At 34.1% G+C, this 18,525-nt stretch carries 17 protein-coding genes; 12 read left to right on the top strand and 5 right to left on the bottom strand.

Annotated elements, in window-relative coordinates; genetic code table 11:
* Window positions 1-162 precede the first annotated feature (162 nt).
* Complete coding sequence (locus ACJJVT_RS02900; protein ID WP_405396320.1) at window positions 163-2,310, bottom strand: VIT and vWA domain-containing protein; 2,148 nt, start codon at window positions 2,308-2,310, stop codon at window positions 163-165.
* A gap of 194 nt (window positions 2,311-2,504) precedes the next feature.
* On the opposite strand from ACJJVT_RS02900, the gene ACJJVT_RS02895 reads away from it, so the two are divergent.
* On the top strand, window positions 2,505-2,963 hold the full coding sequence (locus tag ACJJVT_RS02895) for a pyridoxamine 5'-phosphate oxidase family protein (RefSeq protein WP_405396318.1): 459 nt from the start codon (window positions 2,505-2,507) through the stop codon (window positions 2,961-2,963).
* A 104-nt stretch (window positions 2,964-3,067) separates the two neighbouring features.
* Here the strand turns inward: ACJJVT_RS02895 and ACJJVT_RS02890 are convergent, their stop codons facing one another.
* Window positions 3,068-3,826 (bottom strand): RNA polymerase sigma factor, encoded by a 759-nt coding sequence (locus ACJJVT_RS02890; protein ID WP_405396317.1) that lies wholly within the window; start codon window positions 3,824-3,826, stop codon window positions 3,068-3,070.
* 137 nt (window positions 3,827-3,963) lie between these two features.
* Here ACJJVT_RS02890 and ACJJVT_RS02885 point away from each other — a divergent pair, with 137 nt between their 5' ends.
* Entirely contained in the window at window positions 3,964-6,477 is a 2,514-nt protein-coding gene (locus ACJJVT_RS02885; protein WP_405396316.1) for a cation-translocating P-type ATPase, read from the top strand.
* Here ACJJVT_RS02885 and upp read toward each other — a convergent pair.
* Window positions 6,472-7,125 carry a uracil phosphoribosyltransferase gene (gene upp, locus ACJJVT_RS02880; protein WP_405396314.1) on the bottom strand — a complete coding sequence of 218 codons (654 nt, stop codon included), beginning with the start codon at window positions 7,123-7,125 and terminating at the stop codon, window positions 6,472-6,474. The genes ACJJVT_RS02885 and upp overlap by 6 nt on opposite strands.
* Before the next feature lie 278 nt (window positions 7,126-7,403).
* Between upp and ACJJVT_RS02875 the strand changes: the two genes are divergently transcribed.
* Genes ACJJVT_RS02875 through ACJJVT_RS02865 form a run of 3 tightly spaced genes read left to right on the top strand, consistent with a single transcriptional unit; the run spans window position 7,404 to window position 9,980 of the window.
* Window positions 7,404-8,249 (top strand): universal stress protein, encoded by an 846-nt coding sequence (locus ACJJVT_RS02875; protein WP_405396311.1) that lies wholly within the window; start codon window positions 7,404-7,406, stop codon window positions 8,247-8,249.
* Between the two features lie 15 nt (window positions 8,250-8,264).
* Window positions 8,265-9,107, top strand: coding sequence for a universal stress protein (locus tag ACJJVT_RS02870; RefSeq protein ID WP_405396310.1), 843 nt, complete (start codon window positions 8,265-8,267; stop codon window positions 9,105-9,107).
* Between the two features lie 33 nt (window positions 9,108-9,140).
* Window positions 9,141-9,980, top strand: coding sequence for a universal stress protein (locus ACJJVT_RS02865; RefSeq protein WP_405396308.1), 840 nt, complete (start codon window positions 9,141-9,143; stop codon window positions 9,978-9,980).
* A 23-nt stretch (window positions 9,981-10,003) separates the two neighbouring features.
* On the opposite strand, the gene ACJJVT_RS02860 is transcribed toward ACJJVT_RS02865, so the two are convergent.
* Window positions 10,004-10,303 (bottom strand): thioredoxin family protein, encoded by a 300-nt coding sequence (locus tag ACJJVT_RS02860; RefSeq protein WP_405396307.1) that lies wholly within the window; start codon window positions 10,301-10,303, stop codon window positions 10,004-10,006.
* Window positions 10,304-10,511: 208 nt separating this feature from the next.
* Between ACJJVT_RS02860 and ACJJVT_RS02855 the strand changes: the two genes are divergently transcribed.
* From ACJJVT_RS02855 to ACJJVT_RS02825, 7 genes are all read left to right on the top strand, one after another.
* Complete coding sequence (locus ACJJVT_RS02855) at window positions 10,512-11,345, top strand: universal stress protein (RefSeq protein WP_405396304.1); 834 nt, start codon at window positions 10,512-10,514, stop codon at window positions 11,343-11,345.
* A 5-nt stretch (window positions 11,346-11,350) separates the two neighbouring features.
* Window positions 11,351-12,199, top strand: coding sequence for a universal stress protein (locus ACJJVT_RS02850; protein ID WP_405396303.1), 849 nt, complete (start codon window positions 11,351-11,353; stop codon window positions 12,197-12,199).
* A 64-nt stretch (window positions 12,200-12,263) separates the two neighbouring features.
* On the top strand, window positions 12,264-13,103 hold the full coding sequence (locus ACJJVT_RS02845; protein ID WP_405396301.1) for a universal stress protein: 840 nt from the start codon (window positions 12,264-12,266) through the stop codon (window positions 13,101-13,103).
* A 130-nt stretch (window positions 13,104-13,233) separates the two neighbouring features.
* The gene (locus ACJJVT_RS02840) at window positions 13,234-14,133 is read left to right on the top strand and encodes a mechanosensitive ion channel family protein (RefSeq protein WP_405396300.1); all 900 of its coding nucleotides are present in this window, start codon (window positions 13,234-13,236) and stop codon (window positions 14,131-14,133) included.
* A gap of 1 nt (window position 14,134) precedes the next feature.
* Window positions 14,135-14,977 carry an ATP cone domain-containing protein gene (locus tag ACJJVT_RS02835; protein ID WP_405396298.1) on the top strand — a complete coding sequence of 281 codons (843 nt, stop codon included), beginning with the start codon at window positions 14,135-14,137 and terminating at the stop codon, window positions 14,975-14,977.
* Window positions 14,978-14,981: 4 nt separating this feature from the next.
* A complete protein-coding gene (locus ACJJVT_RS02830; protein ID WP_405396297.1) occupies window positions 14,982-16,352 on the top strand; it encodes an MBL fold metallo-hydrolase RNA specificity domain-containing protein in 1,371 nt (456 codons plus the stop codon).
* A 107-nt stretch (window positions 16,353-16,459) separates the two neighbouring features.
* On the top strand, window positions 16,460-17,098 hold the full coding sequence (locus ACJJVT_RS02825; RefSeq protein WP_133688572.1) for a hypothetical protein: 639 nt from the start codon (window positions 16,460-16,462) through the stop codon (window positions 17,096-17,098).
* 6 nt (window positions 17,099-17,104) lie between these two features.
* Here the strand turns inward: ACJJVT_RS02825 and cls are convergent, their stop codons facing one another.
* On the bottom strand, window positions 17,105-18,514 hold the full coding sequence (gene cls, locus ACJJVT_RS02820) for a cardiolipin synthase (protein ID WP_405396295.1): 1,410 nt from the start codon (window positions 18,512-18,514) through the stop codon (window positions 17,105-17,107).
* Window positions 18,515-18,525 lie beyond the last annotated feature (11 nt).

Below are 18,525 nucleotides of genomic sequence, written 5' to 3'. Positions count from 1 at the left end.
AGTATTCGTAGCACCTCATCTAGTATTCGTTGAACATGCTGTAATTATTCATTCTCTACCTGTTTTTTATTGAGTTTATTACAAAAGAAAAACCTGCAAGATTTTAAAAATCTCACAGGTCTTCTTCTCCCTTCGGAGAACCAACTAACTAAAACTAACTACCTATTTTTTCAGAGTTATGGTCATTTCTTTTTTAAGAGATCTTAAACTGATTTTCTCCATTTCTAATAGCATGCTTTCATCCACATTCCAGCTTCCATTCTCTAATTTTTCTACACGTATCACCTTACCTTCTGCATTGAATTTTATACGAAGGCTTTCATACTTTTCTAAGTACTCAGTTACCAGTTTGCTATACATTACTTTGAACTCCATCGTCAATTGTCTTTTTACATTCTTCTCTATTTCGTTTTCAAAATCTATGGTAAAAGTGCGTTTGAATTTGCTACTTTCTTTGACCTCAGCTTCTGCACCAACGGCTGAATTATTTACATTATTAGGCATTGACAGCGGTTGCTTCACTTTAGTTAATGAACCGTCTGCATTTACTATGGCTTCATCTACTGCTACAAAAGAGGTGTAGTTGGTAAGTAAGTTGTATTTCAATCCTAAGGCAATTACTTCTGCTTTTACGTCTTCATTAAATAGGTTACTATAATCATCTAACTCCCCTATTTTCTTTCTTGCCCATAAGTAACGTAATGCTTTGTTCGACTTGCTTAAATGTCCGTCAGATACATTATACACTTCTCTAAATCGTTTTTTGCCTTGATACCCGGTTACAATAATTTTACCCTCAGCCTTACCTCTATACTTACCGTGAATAATTACCGGTCTCGCAGCGAATACATCTGGTATACTTTTTTGGGCAAGGTCATACATATCAAAGCCTTTCGATTCAATTTTTACTCGTGTTAATAGTGGCGTAGAAATGTATTTAGCAAAGTCTTTAGCTACTTCTGCCGCTTCTTCTGAGGTCGTTGCAATAAACGATTCGCTGTTCGATACTTTAGCCATACCTTCTATTAAATACCTATTGACGCTAGAACCTATACCGAAGGTGAATACATTGGCTTTGTCTAGATTTTTACTGATCAGCTCAAAAGCTTCTTTTTCTACACTAACATAACCATCGGTAATAATGACCATAGAACGGGCACTGCCCAAATCTTTTCTTGGTAATCTGTATGCTTCATGCAATGCACTCAATAATTCGGTACCACCACCGCCTTGACCTTCTGATAAAAAACGAATGGCAGCTTCAATATTCTGTTCGGTCGATTCTACTGGTGTCGCACTGAAAACAGTTGAACTAGAAGCGAATAACTGAACATTGAAGGTGTCGCTCATTCGTAAATTGCAAAGTAGGTTTCGCATTAATTGTCTTGATACTTCTAAAGGGTATCCGTTCATTGAACCAGATACGTCTACTATAAACAAGTACTCTCGTGACGGAATATCATCTAACTCCACATGCTTATTTGGCTCCATTTGATAGGTAAAGAAGTTCTCATCTTCCCCTTCATACATCAATAACCCTGTTTGTATTTGATTTCCTCGTAAGTTATAATTCAAGATAAAATCTCTGTTCGACGGATTTATATTATCCTCGGATAAAAAGACTTCTGCTGTTTTCGCATCAGGATGCTTTACAGTTACTTTATGACTTGTACTGTTTATATTCTGAATGATCATACCCGCATTTAAGGTCACTGTCATATCAAAATCAAAACTATCTGCAATACCCTTTGCCGTGTATGGCATATTAAAGCTCTCTTCATTTTTAGTACTCTCACCCGTAAATCTAGGACCTACAACACCTGGTGCCACAAACTGATATTCTCCGTTTACAGGTACCAATATTTCTGTGTAATAGATATCTATGGCAATTTCATCGCCAGGCATAATATTACCCACGTTCATTTTAAAAACATTGGGTCTATCTTGGTCTAACTTCGCTGCTCGCTTGCCTTCGCTCAAAGCGGTTTCATAAACTTCTTGAGCTTCTTGCTTTTCAAATATTTTGGCATTTACAATTCGGTTGCCAATAGTCATCTGCATTTTATGAACCGCTGCTTGAGTAGAAAGCGGAAATACATATTTAGCTTCTACTGCCCCTGCCCCATTATTTTGATATACCTGTGTCACCCGAACATGAGCAATAGTACCAGATATTTCAACTTCTGTTTTTGAAGATTTTAAGGGTATGACCGCATCTTCTGTAGATACCAATAAATACGGACTGTCATTATCTTGAGAAAAGCCTGTGAAGATGGTGCAACACAGTAAAAAGGTGTAAAGTAGTTTCATGATCGTAGTTTTAGATTATTATTATTTGAAGTCAAATCTAACTGCGAACTACTCGTAAAATGGGTACCTTTTAGTATTCGTTGGGGTTGAACTAGAATTCGTAGTTCACTATAGTTTTTCAACTACTGACGAATATCATGTACCACTAATTCAATGATTTATACTTTTATCGCATCAACAAACAACAATAGGTCATGAGAAGAAATTTAAATGAAAAAGAATGTGCTACATTACTGAAGCAAAACTACATTGGTAGACTGGCCTATATTTCTGGTGGATGCCCACATATTGTACCTATTACGTTTTTCTACGATTCGGATACCAACACCATAACAAGCTATTCTTCTGAAGGACATAAGATTCAGGAAATGAGAAAAAACCCAGCAGTGTGTCTATCTATAGATAATATTACCACTATTACTAATTGGAAATCTGTTTTGGTACAAGGCACATTCGAAGAACTTTCTCGTATCGATGCGAAACATATGTTACATGAATTTTCTGAGGGCGTTAAAAAAGTAATTTCAGATAATTACGGTAAAAACCCTAAATGTATAAGTGAATTTTCTGCAAAAATAGACACTGAAGAATCGTCTATTGTCTTCCGTATAAAAATCAATGAGCTAGCAGGTAAATTAAGGAATACCGACTAAAATACTTTCATAGGAAATTACCTCGGGGAAAGCCTAGGATCATTCAAATCTCGATTATCGAGTATAAAAAATGCTCTCAAATATTTTTGAGAGCATTTTTGTTTTTAATTACTATCTATAAGAAATCGTTTCTCGAAACTATTCTTAAGTAGTTGCCTTGCCGAAGCTAACAACTTTTCAACCTGGTCTAGTGTTGTTTTACGAATATCTGCTATTTCTTCAGTAGTTAAACCTTCGTTCGTAAAAAGTTCAAATACCGTTCTCATAGGTAAATTCATTTTATCTAACACCAGCTGCATATGGTTATAGATACGCTCTTTATCTAAAGATGCGTCTAGCTTATCTGCCAATTTTTTTTCTTCATCAGTTATAAAGACATGACTAAGGGTATAATTCGTTTTGTCTAAAGAACTGTCATCCAATTCTTCTAATAGTAAAAAATCGCCATCTCCATCTTGCGTATAATTTTCTTCCATAGCATCCCATTCTGGTTTAGAATAGGTATCTATATTATCAAAAAATACATGATCGAACTCCTCTTCTACTAAACTATCTTCTAACAACTCATCTACTTTTTTGAATAGAAATACATGTAACTCGTTTTCACTCTTTATATCATCGATATTATCATATACCTCAATAAATAATTGGTCTGTAAAATCGCTTGGATTGAACATACCTTTATTCAACTTACCATTGGCTACAGCGCTATTCAATCTTTTAGAAACGTACCGGTAAATTTGAGGCAACACTTTTAATAATTCTTTATTAAATGATTCTCTATTCTCTTTACGCTTAAACGTAACTAACTTAGAGTATGTTTCTTTCATTATTATTTTTATATCATTCATGGTAGTTTCCATTACAGTTTACTTTTAAGATTATTACACTATAAAATTGCAAACTTATAGGCGCAAAACATATGATAAATATCAGGGAGTTACCTAAAGATTTCAGATACTTTAGTAGTTATTAATTTTAATTGAACCAAAACTAGCACATGATCAATCCTGAAGATTTTGGAATTGCCGGACTCACAGACCAACAGGTTGATGCTTCTAAAAAAGAACATGGCTTAAATTCTTTTAATTATAAGAAAGAAAACAGCTTTTTAAATGCCCTAAAAAGCATTGCAAAAGAGCCTATGGTTATATTGTTACTTATAGCTTCATCTATTTATTTTATAACAGGTAATTGGGGTGATGGTGTTTTCTTAGCTTCTGCTATTGTTCTTGTGGGCTCCATATCATTATACCAAGATTCTAGAAGTAGAAAGGCTTTAGAGAATCTCGAAAATCTTACCCACCCTAAAAGTAAGGTCATACGCAACGGTGTAGTTGTCGAAATTGATAGTCAAGATATTGTTGTTGGTGATTATCTAATGGTTGAAGAAGGCACTACAATTTCTGCGGATGGTGTTATAGTTCACTCAAATGATTTTTCTGTAAATGAATCGATATTAACCGGCGAATCACTTTCTATATATAAGGATGCTATAAATACAGATAATTTAATTTTCACAGGAAGCACCGTTGCTAGCGGATTAGCTATTGCCCAAATTACCGCTATAGGGAACTTAACCAAACTCGGAAAAATAGGAAAAAGCCTGGAAGATATTACCGAAGAAAAAACACCTTTGGAACTGAAGATTTTCAATTTCGTAAAATTAATGTCCATCTGGGGCGGAGTTATTTTTCTACTAGTTTGGGGAATAAATTACCTGCGTTCTGGAATTGTACTCGACAGTTTACTAAAGGCATTGACCTTAGCTATGAGTATTTTACCTGAAGAAATTCCTGTTGCATTTACCACTTTTATGGCGTTAGGCGCCTGGCGATTAATGAAAATGGGTATTGTGGTAAAGCAGATGAAGACAGTTGAAACCTTAGGCAGTGCAACTGTTATTTGTACTGATAAAACGGGTACTATTACACAGAACAAAATGGCTTTAGCCAAACTATTTACCTTAAAGACTGGTAACATAGTAGACACTAAAGATATATTAGGCGGCAGCGAAAAAGAGCTTATAACAACTTCTATGTGGGCGAGTGAACCTATACCGTTTGACCCTATGGAAATTGCCATTCATGATGAATACGGTAGGCTAACCGATAACGATGAACGCCCCAATTATAAAATGGTTCATGAATACCCCTTAGGTGGTAAGCCGCCCATGATGACGCATGTCTTTCAAAATACCAATGGCAAACAGATCATTGCCGCCAAAGGTGCCCCTGAAGCTATTATAGCGGTATCGAATTTGACTACTTCTGAAATTGAAATCATTCAAAACACACTTACAGCATTAGGTAAAGATGGCTATAGAATGCTTGCGGTAGGTAGAGCGCTATTTGAAGGAGAAAACTACCCAAAAGAGCAGCAAGATTTTAAATTTGATTTTAAGGGAATTATCGCTTTCTATGATCCACCAAAAGATAATATTTCACAAGTACTGCAAGACTTTGACAATGCAGGTATACAAGTAAAACTGGTTACCGGTGATAATGCAAATACCGCTATGGCAATCGCCAAACAGATTAATTTTAAAGGATACGAAAAGTGTATTTCTGGTGATGAGTTAATGCTACTTACAGATGCCGAATTACAAGAGAAAGTAAAAGACATCAACGTATTTTCTAGAATGTTTCCCGATGCGAAACTTAGAATTGTAAATGCATTAAAGAAAAACAATGAGGTGGTAGCAATGACGGGCGATGGCGTAAATGATGGTCCGGCTTTAAAGGCATCGCATATTGGCATTGCCATGGGTAAAAAAGGTACAGAAATTGCAAAACAAGCGGCTTCATTGATTTTGGTTGATGATGATCTATCTAAAATGGTCGATGCCGTTGCCATGGGTAGAAAAATATATACCAACTTGAAAAAGGCAATTCAGTATATCATTTCTATACACATACCAATCATCCTTACGGTATTTATACCCTTAGCGTTACGGTGGATTTATCCGAATATATTCTCACCATCTCATGTCATTATTTTGGAGTTAATTATGGGACCAACATGCTCTATAATTTTTGAAAACGAACCTTTAGAAAAGAACCTCATGTTTAAAAAACCGAGACCTTTTTCTACTACTTTTTTCAATTACAAAGAACTAACAACAAGTGTTTTACAGGGTTTAGCTATAACTATTGGTGCATTAGTAATTTATCAATATACAGTGGCTGTTGGCTTCTCTGAGAATACTACCAGAACTATGGTATTTATGGTTTTAATAGTAGCCAATATCTTTTTGACTTTGGTCAACCGATCTTTTTATTATTCGATATTTACAACCTTGAAATACAAGAATAATTTGGTACCACTAATAATAAGTCTTACTATCATTCTTTCGATAGCGATAATCTATGTACCTGCATTAGCCCGCTTTTTTGAATTTGAACCTTTATCGTTAGCTCAGTTAGGTACAACGATTCTTATAGGTGCAATTTCTGTACTTTGGTATGAATTTGTAAAAGGGATAAAGCGTTCTAAAAAGAACATATCATCATAATTTCTGTCCATATGCCAAATCACCAGCATCGCCGATACCTGGTATAATATAACCTCTAGCATTTAATTCTGGGTCAATTGCAGAGATCCATAAATGTGTGTTCTCAGGGAAAATGTTCTCAATAAAATCAATGCCTTGTTGCGATCCTATCACCGACACGATATGAATTTGCTTGGGTGTTCCGTGCTTTTTTAATCCCTCTAGAACATTTTCTAAAGTTCTGCCTGTTGCTAACATAGGATCTGTAAGTATAAGTACTTTACCTTCTAAAGATGGTGCCGCAAAATAGTCGACAATCACCTCAAAATCATCTTCATCGCCTTCATGCTTTCTAAATGCGGATATGAATCCGTTTTCAGCATTATCGAAGTAATTTAAAAGTCCTTGGTGTAAGGGTAAACCTGCTCTTAAAATAGAGCATATAACTACTTGATCTTGACTTAAATTCATGGATTTGTGACCAAGCGGAGTAGTAACATTTTTAATGGCGTATTCCAATTCTTTGCTTACCTCGTAACCTAACACCTCTCCTATTCGTTCTATATTTCTTCGAAAACGCATTGCATCTTTTTGAATGTGCGTATCTCGTATTTCTGAAATAAAAGTATTTAGTATTGAATTTTCGTCGCCTAAATTATGAATGATCATGAATGCTATATTTTAATTGTAAGGTACTGTTTTCAAAAATAAAACTTGTCATTATAAATATTGACATTTATGACCTCTAGTTTTATGAAATAATATTCAACAATATATGCTGCATACCCTAATCGCCTAGTCTAACGAGTGTTGTTCTTTTAATCAAGACACCTTACCAGTGAATGCCTTAAAAGTTAAACTTATGTTTTGCTTTTACCCCTCATGATATTTATCATAGGTTTTTTTCGTGCCCTCCTATACTTTTAAAGTATTAATACAAGAAAGCTATGAAAAATATTCTCATTCCTACAGATTTCTCGAGTAATGCAGATCACGCGATTGCATATGCCCTTAATATTTTTAAGTGTGAGCGTACCAATTTTTACTTTGTACATGCATATGCAGATGAAGTATATGGACCTTATCATAATGTAGATAAGGATACATTCGACAAACAAAAGAAAATAATTGCCGATGCATCTGAGAATAAATTACAAAAGCTTGTAACTGATACACAAACAAAAACGCACAATCCACTTCATAAATACGAAGCAATTTCTTCTTTCGAATCTTTGGTTGATGCTATTAATGATTTTGCCGATTCAAAAAATATTGACCTCATAATAATGGGTACCAAAGGTAAAACAGCTAGTTCTAAAATCACCTTTGGCAGCAATACTGTACAGGTTTTTAAGTATGTAAAATGTCCGGTTTTGGCTGTACCTGATCAATACGATTATAGTCAACCTAAGAAAATACTTTTCCCTAGTAATTACATGCTTCCTTATAAACGTCGAGAATTGAAACTGCTAGATATAATGGCAGGAGAATTCAAAGCAGAAGTTCTGAGCTTGTACATCTCTGATTTTGAAGACTTAAGTCTTAGACAGCTAGATAACAAAAAATTCTTAGAAGAGTCATTGCCAAATGCTAGGTTGTCATTCGTAAGAACTGGTGTTCATAATAGGGCAAATGCGATTACCGAATATATTAAAGAAAACGATATCGATTTACTAGTAATGGTAAACTCAAGACATTCTTTTTTAGAAGATTTACTGTACCAATCAACTATTGATGAAATTGGTCTTTCACCTACTATTCCGTTTTTGGTAATGCAAAATCTACCCCGCTAATTAAAATATACTGCTATGAAAAAGATATTGATTACTACAGATTTCTCAGATAATGCCTGGAACGCCATTTTTACAGCATTAAAAACATACGCAGAAGTAGATTGTCATTTTTACTTATTGCATGCTTACGAACCTACACCATTAAATTTAATGGGCTCTAAAAGCCAACAAAGGTTAGGTGTTATATATGATTCGCTTTCAAAATACTCTACAGAAGAGTTAGATGAAGTACTCTCATATCTTAAAATAAACCACAAAAATCCAAAGCATCAATTTACAGCACTTTCAAACCCAGGTAATTTAGAAGATTCAGTCGAAGCCGTTTTGAACGAGAATGATATCGATATATTAATCATGGGTACGCAGGGTGCAACAAGCGCTAAAGAAGTTTTCTTGGGCAGTAATACGGTTAAGGTATTAAATCTTATAAAAACCATACCCATTCTTGTGGTACCTACAGATTATAACTTTCAAAGTCTTAAGACACTACTTTTCGCAACTGATTTTAGTGCCCCTTACAAGAAAAATTTATTTGACGCTATTATTGAGCTTACTAAAATTTGGAATGCCAATATAGAAGTAGTTCACGTAGCGATAGAGTTTAATTTAAACGATAACCAAGAGGCTCATAAAGAAGTTTTAAAAGAACGGTTATCTGGGTTTGATATTAAATTTAAGAATATACCTTTTGAGATCAATACTTCTAAAAGTATTGACACATATACTGAAGACAAAGATGCTAGTTTCTTGGCCATACTACGCCATCAGCATACTTTTTGGGAAAAAGTTATTGGTGAGGCTGTTGTAAAAAAGATTGCATTTAATTCTAAAATACCGGTCTTATTCTTACCCCAATAGCACTGCATCTTTTCTAATATTAAAACGACTACAATGAAAAATATATTAATACCTACAGATTTCTCAGATAATGCATGGAATGCATTAGTTTATGGTATTTCTTTCTTTAAAAAAACACATTGCACCTTTCATATTGTTCACGTTAATGCCATTGACACCAACGTTAGTGGTGAAGCTGCAATGTACATAGCACCAGATATTTTAGAAGACACCATACTAGCTGAAAGTAAAGAACAACTTAAAGAACTCAGCAAAAAAATAGAGCAGTTACCATTAAACGTTAAGCATGAATTTCATTTTAAAGCTATCTATGGTTTTCTAACGGATCAGCTTAAAGATTTGGTCAAAAAAAAGAATATTGAACTTATAATAATGGGTACAAAAGGGGCATCTGGTCTTCAATCTGTAGCTATGGGTAGCAATACAGGTAATGTAATTACAAAAGTGCCTTGTACGCTAATGGCTGTGCCAGAAGATGCTACTTATGAAAAAGTTGAAGAAATAGGTTTTCCTTCTGATTTAAATTTATCATACGACGTTCGAATACTTGATACCATCAAAGATATCATCCTACTAAAAAAGTCTGCTTTACGATTGTTATATGTTTCTAGTAAAGGTGAAGAACTAAATGCCAATCAAATGAAAATCAAAAACTTATTACTTGATTATTATAAGGAAACGGAATGCACCTTTCATGAAGTTACCGGAAAAAATATAGATGAGTCCGTTCAATGCTTTACAGAAAGTAGAAATTTAGATATGCTCATTATGGTCGCCAAAAGCCTTAATTTTTTAGAGCGTATTCTATTTAGACCGACTGTTGAAAAAATTAGCTATCATACGAAAGTGCCATTTTTAGTGATACACGAATAATATTGATTAGCTTGAAAAAAGCATCACAAATGTTCTTTTATGGCTATTCTTATATCTTCAACTGGCATAACACCAGTATGTCGCCAAAGGGGTGTACCGCTCTTAAATAGTATTAAAGTCGGTACACCTTTAATTTTATATCTTTTTACAATTCCCTTTTTAATTTCTACATCTATTTCTATACTGCTTATAGCAGTACCCAACTCCCCCACCACTTGTTCTACAATAGGTCGCATCAACTTACAGGGTACACACCAAGTCGCATAAAAATAGACCAATGTAGGTATATCTTCTGCTATACTTTTTCTGAATTTCTTTTTCATCGGTTTGTATTTACTCGATAATCGATATTTAAATGTTCCGACGCTTGAGTCGAAGTCTAAATAAAAATCTCACTTTAATACCTATCGGGCTAGCCGCGAGGTGGTTTACAACTTAATAATAGTAATTAATAAAATCTTCAATGATGACGAATATCATACTATTTGTAATCTTCTCGCATTAATTTTAAAATATCAAAATTATAGTACTATGACACGTATTTTATTACCCACAGATTTCTCTAAAAATTCTATAACGGCAATACATTATGCCCTGAAATTGTATAAAGATTTAAAATGTACTTTTTATCTTTTAAATAGCTACATGCCGCCTGTATACCATACCGAATATTTAATGGGTAGCCCTGCGCAAATAGGTCTTGGAGATATCGTTCAACAGAACTCTCAAGACAACCTTAAAAGCCTGAAAGAAAAATTACAAAAAGAATTTGAAAATCCTTTGCATACTTTTATTACGCATTCTGCTCTAAATGTACTTTCTAGCGAGGTTACCAGAACTGTAGAGGCTGAAGGTATCGATATTGTTGTAATGGGTACGCAAGGCGCAACTGGTGCACAAGAAATTTTACTGGGTACTAATACCGTTCATGTTATTAAAAATGCCAAATGCCCCGTTTTGGTCATTCCATCAGGATTTGAATTTGAAGCACCAGAGCAGATTCTTTTTCCTAATGATTTTGAAGTATCACTAGATAAAAAAAGCTTGGCACAATTGCTTAAAATCACCAATTCTCATATATCGCAGGTAAACGTCATGCATGTATATACTGGTGACGACCTTACTCCTGTTCAAGAAAAAAATAAACAACAATTAGCTAAAGTATTATCTGAAAGCGGATTTTTTCATGAAGTAAGTAGTAATGAGATTATAGCGGCAATAAATGAATTTCAAATTAAGCAAAAAATAAACTTATTAGTCATGGTACAAAACAAGCATACCTTTTTAGAACGCTTGTTTATTGAGCCCGTAATTAAGAAAATCGGCTTTCATGTAACAGTACCATTTTTAGTAATTCCTCAATAAAAATTATGAACATTAAAAACATACTTGTAGCAACAGACTTTTCTAATGAAGCGTATAACGCCCTTTTTTATGCTACCCAAATTTTTGCATCAACAGCATGCACATTTCATATAGTTCATGCTTATGATGATATTGTCTTGAGTGCAAAAGATGCGCTATTTACAGGTCAGAAAGAGATGGAACATTTACAGAATCTGTCTCAAGAAAACTTAACAAAAACAGCGCATAAAATTGTGCTTGATACTGGTAAAGAGATACACAAATTCAATACTATTTCTAGTAAAGGCAGCCTTGCTAGTGTAATTTCTAATACGATAGATACTCATGATATCGATTTGGTAGTTATGGGCAACAAAGGTAAAACGGGCGCCAAAGAATTATTTATGGGCAGCAATACCATACAAATTGCAAATACTATTACAACATGCCCTATTCTGGCCATACCGAGAGAAATCGCCTTTAAACCTATTGAAGAAATCGCTTTTGTTACCGATTATAAAAAGGGTTGTACTAAAAGCTCTATCTCTACGCTTTTAGATATCGCATCAATTTCAGATGCATCTGTTGCTGTTCTGCACATTAATGAAGAAGAAGTAATGACTTCTAAACAGCTATCTAACCAAAAACTATTAGATACCTGCTTTCAAGAAACACCGCATAGTTATGATGAGATTTGGAACTATGCCGATAAGGCAAATGTTATTCAAGATTTTATAGCTGAAAGAGAGATCAGCATGTTGGCAATGGCGTATCATAGAAGAAAATTCTTTGAGCGTTTTTTACATGAACCCGTAATTATGGATTTAAGTATTTATGCCACTATTCCGTTTTTAATTCTACCGGTGCAAGACTGATATTTATCATAGTAAATCAATTGACTAGACTATATATTTATAGAACAATCTAAATCATTTAACAATGAATAAACGTATTCTAATACCTACCGATTTTTCTAAAAATGCCTTGAATGCAATTAGATATACTGTTGATTTATATGCTAAATTAAACTGTGATTTCTATTTTTTGAACGTATTCAGTTTTGATAAATACACAACTAATAGTTTAAGTATTCCCGAAGAAGGTAGCGCTGTATTTGAACAGGCTAAAGAAGATTGCGAAAAGAATTTTGTTAAGCTTCTAGATACCTTAGCATTGCACCCAGACAACCTAAAGCATAATTACTACACTGAATCATCTTATAGTTATCTTTCTGAAGCAATTAAAAAAATAATCGCCGAAAAAGATATCGATTTAGTTGCCATGGGAACCAAAGGTGCTACAGGATCAAAAGGTGTTCTATTTGGTAGTAATACAGTTATGGCTATGGAAAAAATAAGGGAATGCCCTGTATTGGCTATACCCGAACATGTATCTTTTATGTCTCCTAAAGAGATTGTTTTTCCGACAGATTTTAAAGACGCTTATAAACGATCGGAGTTTAGATACCTTATAGAATTGGCTAAAATGCATAATGCTGAAATTGCTATTTTACATTTAGAAAAGAATAAAGTACTTACTAAAACTCAACAGAGCAACAAGCAATTGTTATCATTAATATTAAGTGAGACCGCACACCAATTTCACACACTTACCGAAAAAAATCTAGGTAAAGGTATACAGAGTTTTATTGAAAGTAGAGAAAGCGATATGGTGTCTTTCATAAACCGTAAACACTTCTTTTTTGGTAATGTTTTCTCTAGACCTCTAATTAAGGAAATTGGTTATAATAGCGATGTACCTATTCTCGCTTTGCATTAATTTGTTAATGGAATTGATGAGTACCAACAAGTAAAATTCATAAAACATTTTAGACATCTTTGGTTGGTTGATGTCTAAAGTTAAACCGTCAAAGAATTCGCTTCATTGGCGGTTTTTTTAAATAATCTATATGGATACATTTTCGAGTTTATTAGAGAATACAACGCTAATTAAAATGCTTAAGTTAATTGCGTGGATACTCTTTATAGTTTTCATTATCAGCTTTGTAAGAAAAACTCTTAAAAAGAGAATTGAAGATATTTCTATTAGATACAAAGCACAAAAAGGTGTAGAAATTGTTGGTTATGTACTTATAATTTTCTTAGTTCTAATGGCATTTACTGTCGACAGCATAAAAGATTACACCATAATAATTGGCTTATTTACTGCTGGTATTACCTTCACCTTACAAGAACTGATATTAAGTATTGCAGGCTCTTTTTATATCTTTTTCGTGCGTGTTTATAAACCTGGTGACCGTATTGAGATTAATAATATAAAAGGTGATGTTATTGATATTGACAGTATTTACACCACCATTATGGAAATGGGAGAATGGGTTAGCAGTGACAACTATTCGGGTAGAATTGTAAAAATCAGTAATGCTTTTGTTTTTAAAGGTCCGATAAAGAATTATTCAATGGATTTTCCTTTCGTTTGGGATGAACTGAACATTCTCATCACCTATGGTTCTGATGCTGAACTTGCCAAAACAATAATGTTGAATACGGCTACCGAATTTTTATCTGATTATACTGAAAAATCAAAAACCAAATGGCAACAAATGGTAGCTCATTATTATATAGAAGATGCAACGATCGAACCCACGATAGCCATGAACCTTACCGATAATTGGGTACAATTAAATCTAAGATATATAACAGATTATAAAAGAAGAAGAAATACAAAACACACGCTATTTCAACATATTGAAAAAGCGATTTCTAATACAAATGGTAAAGTAACTCTAGCTTCTACTACATTACAATTACTAGAGGTACCACCGCTTAATGTTAATTTAAAAAAGTAATATGGACACTAAAGAATCTATTGACATTATAAAATCTTCTGGGCAGAAAATGAAGTTCTCGTTAGACAAACTTCGTAACTCTCTTAAGCATAGTGGTGCAAATCATGAACTAGTAGAAGAAATTGTTAGTAAAGTATATGATGAGCTATTCGAAGGCATTACCTCTAATGAAATCTACAATAGAGCGTATTCGTTGCTAAAAAAGAACAAATCTGTATTTGCCTCTAAATACAAACTCAAGAAGGCTATCTATGAATTGGGACCGACTGGTTTTCCCTTTGAACGTTTTATAGCCGCAATATTGCAATATTCAGGTTATGAAGTTGAAGTAGACATCGTAGTAAATGGTGCCTGCGTTACTCATGAAATAGATGTTATTGCCGAAAAAAATGATACGGCTACTCTTATAGAGTGTAAATTTCATAATGAAGAAGGTCGTAATTGTAACGTTAAAATTCCGCTATACATACATTCTAGATATAATGATGTAAAAGCACATTGGGTTACAAACAAAAATAACAAACCATTAAATAAAGGCTGGGTAGTTACCAATACTAGGTTCACGCAAGATGCCTTAACCTACGGTAAATGTGCAGACCTCTATCTTTTAAGTTGGGATTTTCCAAAAGACGACGGACTAAAAGACAGAATTGATCGGCTTGGTCTCTACCCTATTACGGTTTCTAGCTTGTTATCTAAACGAGAAAAACAATTTCTATTAAGCAGGAATGTAGTTCTGTGCAGGCAACTCGTAAAAGACAAATTTTACTTGGATCACCTTGGTATTTCTAACGAACGAAAATCAAAAATATTAGACGAAATCTCACAACTCTGTAAAGCTTAATAGTATGAAAAAAGTTAGCATTAAATTTTTAGGCGCTTCTGGTACGGTTACCGGTTCTAAGTTTTATTTAGAAACTCCCGAACTGAACATCATGATAGATTGTGGCATGTTTCAAGGTCTTAAAGAGTTACGTAAAAAAAACTGGGAGCCCTTAACTATCGATGCCAGTAATGTAGATGTCGTATTATTAACACATGGTCACCTAGACCACACTGGCTACTTACCACGATTGGTAAAAGAAGGTTTTAAAGGAGACATCATAGGTACCTACCCTACCTTATCCGTTGCTCGTGTTATTTTATTGGACAGTGCTAAAATACAAGAAGAGCAAGCGAAAAAGGCAAATGAAGAAGGCTTTTCTAAACACCCGAAAGCGCTTCCTTTTTATAATATTTTAGAAGCTGAAAAAACCATTAAATTATTCTCCGGAAGAAAAAGAAATGAATGGATTCAGCTTTCAGAAAACATTCGCTTTAAATACAGATATAACGGTCATATCATTGGTTCTACGTTTATTGAATTGGAGATATTCGGAAAAATGTTCGTCTTCTCTGGCGATGTAGGTAGGTTGAACGATGAGTTATTAATGCCTCCAGAAAGACCCGAATGGGCAGACTATTTATTTTTAGAAAGTACCTATGGCAACAAACTACATCCTAAAGAAAACATCACTGAAATTTTAAGTGATTTGGTTAAAAAAACCATTAATGACCGTGGTACGCTGATCATACCTTCTTTTGCCGTTGAAAGATTACAATTGCTCATGTTTTTGTTTTGGGATTTATATAAAAAAAATAAAATACCCAACATACCCATTTTTATAGATAGCCCAATGGGCAGTAATGTTCTAGATGTATTTGAACAATATACAGATTGGCACAAGCTTAACCAAAGCGATTTCAATGCCATGTGCAATCACTTTACCATTACATCATCATACGCAGATACCTGGAAAACTATAGATGACCCAAGACCTAAAATTGTCATTGCAGGTAGTGGTATGGTTACAGGAGGTCGTGTACTCACCTATTTAAAACAATTAATAGATGAGCCAAAGACTAGAGTTTTGTTAGTCGGTTACCAAGCAGAAGGTACACGAGGTAGACAATTGTTAGAGGGTACGCATGAGCTTAAGTTATTCGGAAAATACTACCCTGTTAAAGCTAGTATTCATTTTATTGAAAGCCTTTCTGCACATGCAGACCAAGCTGAGCTTCTTCATTTTATTGATGGTATTAAAAACACCCCAGAAAATGTTTTCTTAATACATGGAGAACCAGGTGCTTTAGATGCTTTTAAAGTAAAAATAAGAGATACCAAAGGGTGGAACTGTCTTATACCCAAGTTAGAAGAAACGATAGATTTACTGATATAACAGGCATTATTAATGGTTTGTTATGTTTATGGACTGACAATCGTCATATCTAGTGCATTTACTATATAGTATCTTCGAAAAATATTAGTAATAAATACACCTGCCTTATGAAAAAGTTAATTGTAATATTATCATTGATGTTAATGGGTTGTTCTTCTATTAGTTTAGTAGAAAACTGGAAAAACCCAGATATCGTAATATTCAATGCCAACAAAGTTTTAATCGTAGGCATGGCGCAAAATGATGATACTCGAGAAGACTTTGAAAGCAAACTTCAAAAAGAATTTACTAGTAGAGATGTAGAAGCATGGCGTAGTGTAGATATTTTTGACCTTTCGCTGACCGATTCTCGCAAGACCGATAAAGAACTAGACGATGTCGAACAAAGCCTTTTAGACAAAGATTTTGATGCCATTTTACTTACTAAAATAATAGGATCTGAAAATCGTGAAAGCTTTGTAAAATCTATCTCTAGATGGGATGATCACCAGTCTCGATTTAATGATGATTATTTAGAGCACCAAGGTATTTATTACGACGACAACTACTACGAAAAATATACAATTTACCACGCAGAGACGACTCTATATTGTATTTGCGAAGGTAAAGAAAGAGCTATGATTTGGAGGGGAATCATCGAAATTACAGAGCCTGACGACATCAAAAAAGCGATTAAAGATTACGTGAAAATGATTATTGTTGCTATGGAAGATCAAGATTTGGTATTTACTTCTCAAGTTGAATAAGTAATTCTAAAACAACGGACTCAGTACTTTACCGACACCTTCTTTCAGCTTTTGGCTCCAAGATCTTTTGATATATTCATCATAAGTTAATTCATTACTAATAAGACAGTCGTTTAGAAAATCTTCTTTCAATTGCTTGGCAATTTGTTTGTGATACATAATAGCATTTACCTCATAATTTTGCTCAAAGCTTCGGTCATCTAAATTTGCCGTACCTATAGAAGATATGGCATCGTCGCTCACCATTATTTTACTATGTAGAAAGCCGTCTGGGAAAAGATATATCTTAATACCTGCTTTTAAGAATAGCTCAAAATAAGAATGTACCGACCAACTTACCACTTGGTTATCTGCCTTTTCTGATACAAGCAACCTAACATCTACTCCACTCAACGCTGCAGTCTGTAGCGCTCTTACCAATGCCTGCCCTGGTATAATATATGGGTTGGTGATATAAATATAGTTCTTGGCCATATTTATCATTGAAAAGTACGTCTGCTCTAGTACAGGAAAATCATCGTCAGGTCCGCCAGCTACTATTTGTACCAACTCATTTGCATTAGATTCTGGTTCAGCAGGCAGTGGTAGTTTTATAGTTTCTAGTAATTGCGTACTTACCAAATACCAATCTGTCATGAAAACTTGATCTAACTGTGTAGCTGAAGCACCTTTAAGCCTTAAATGCATATCGTGCCATTTACCCAGACCTACTTGACCTTTTAAATATTTATCAGAAACATTAATACCACCTGTAAAAGCAATTTTACCATCTACAACGATTATTTTTCGATGGTTTCTAAAATTCAACGAATAAAAGTACCTACCAAATTTAAATGGTAGAAAAGAATATACTTCTACACCAATTTCTATTAGTTTCTTTAAGTATTTCTTGCTTAATGAGAAACTACCAATACCATCATAAATCATTCGTACCGCAACACCGTGCGCTATTTTTTCTTCAAATAAAGCTAATAGCCTATTAGCTAGATCTCCGTCTTCATAAATATAATACTGAATATGTATTCTAACCTTTGCTCCTTCTAAGGCCTCAAATATAGTTTCAAAAGTTGTTCTGCCGTCTTTCAGTATTTTTAAATCATTGCCTGAAGTTGGCGGAAAATGAGAATTCTTATAACTAAGCGTCATTAATTTACCATACTTACCCTCAAAAACGTTAATCTGTTCTGTATTTGGCTTAGGTAACTTTTTAAACAAGTCTTTTTGATTCTGAATAAGCTTGTACCTTCTTCTATTTCGACCTAATAATAAATAAAGGAAAATACCACCCACAGGTAGTGCAAAAATGGTTAAAAGCCAAGCCAGACTTTTAGTAGGCTTTGCTCCGTATAATAAAATAGACAACACGATAGACAATGCTATTAATACATAAATACCAATAAAAATTGAAGTCCACATAAGGTTCGTAT

Origin of the sequence: Maribacter sp. Asnod2-G09 (assembly GCF_045063795.1) — a bacterium.
GTDB lineage: Bacteria > Bacteroidota > Bacteroidia > Flavobacteriales > Flavobacteriaceae > Maribacter.
Note: the sequence above shows the minus strand (reverse complement) of the source record. Positions and strands in the feature narration are given on the sequence as shown.

What these genes read in the sequence shown, in the direction of transcription:
- ACJJVT_RS02900 (WP_405396320.1), bottom strand. Translation starts at nt 2,310, where the DNA reads ATGAAACTACTTTACACCTTTTTACTGTGTTGCACCATCTTCACAGGC.
- ACJJVT_RS02895 (WP_405396318.1), top strand. Translation starts at nt 2,505, where the DNA reads ATGAGAAGAAATTTAAATGAAAAAGAATGTGCTACATTACTGAAGCAA.
- ACJJVT_RS02890 (WP_405396317.1), bottom strand. Translation starts at nt 3,826, where the DNA reads ATGGAAACTACCATGAATGATATAAAAATAATAATGAAAGAAACATAC.
- ACJJVT_RS02885 (WP_405396316.1), top strand. Translation starts at nt 3,964, where the DNA reads ATGATCAATCCTGAAGATTTTGGAATTGCCGGACTCACAGACCAACAG.
- upp (WP_405396314.1), bottom strand. Translation starts at nt 7,125, where the DNA reads ATGATCATTCATAATTTAGGCGACGAAAATTCAATACTAAATACTTTT.
- ACJJVT_RS02875 (WP_405396311.1), top strand. Translation starts at nt 7,404, where the DNA reads ATGAAAAATATTCTCATTCCTACAGATTTCTCGAGTAATGCAGATCAC.
- ACJJVT_RS02870 (WP_405396310.1), top strand. Translation starts at nt 8,265, where the DNA reads ATGAAAAAGATATTGATTACTACAGATTTCTCAGATAATGCCTGGAAC.
- ACJJVT_RS02865 (WP_405396308.1), top strand. Translation starts at nt 9,141, where the DNA reads ATGAAAAATATATTAATACCTACAGATTTCTCAGATAATGCATGGAAT.
- ACJJVT_RS02860 (WP_405396307.1), bottom strand. Translation starts at nt 10,303, where the DNA reads ATGAAAAAGAAATTCAGAAAAAGTATAGCAGAAGATATACCTACATTG.
- ACJJVT_RS02855 (WP_405396304.1), top strand. Translation starts at nt 10,512, where the DNA reads ATGACACGTATTTTATTACCCACAGATTTCTCTAAAAATTCTATAACG.
- ACJJVT_RS02850 (WP_405396303.1), top strand. Translation starts at nt 11,351, where the DNA reads ATGAACATTAAAAACATACTTGTAGCAACAGACTTTTCTAATGAAGCG.
- ACJJVT_RS02845 (WP_405396301.1), top strand. Translation starts at nt 12,264, where the DNA reads ATGAATAAACGTATTCTAATACCTACCGATTTTTCTAAAAATGCCTTG.
- ACJJVT_RS02840 (WP_405396300.1), top strand. Translation starts at nt 13,234, where the DNA reads ATGGATACATTTTCGAGTTTATTAGAGAATACAACGCTAATTAAAATG.
- ACJJVT_RS02835 (WP_405396298.1), top strand. Translation starts at nt 14,135, where the DNA reads ATGGACACTAAAGAATCTATTGACATTATAAAATCTTCTGGGCAGAAA.
- ACJJVT_RS02830 (WP_405396297.1), top strand. Translation starts at nt 14,982, where the DNA reads ATGAAAAAAGTTAGCATTAAATTTTTAGGCGCTTCTGGTACGGTTACC.
- ACJJVT_RS02825 (WP_133688572.1), top strand. Translation starts at nt 16,460, where the DNA reads ATGAAAAAGTTAATTGTAATATTATCATTGATGTTAATGGGTTGTTCT.
- cls (WP_405396295.1), bottom strand. Translation starts at nt 18,514, where the DNA reads ATGTGGACTTCAATTTTTATTGGTATTTATGTATTAATAGCATTGTCT.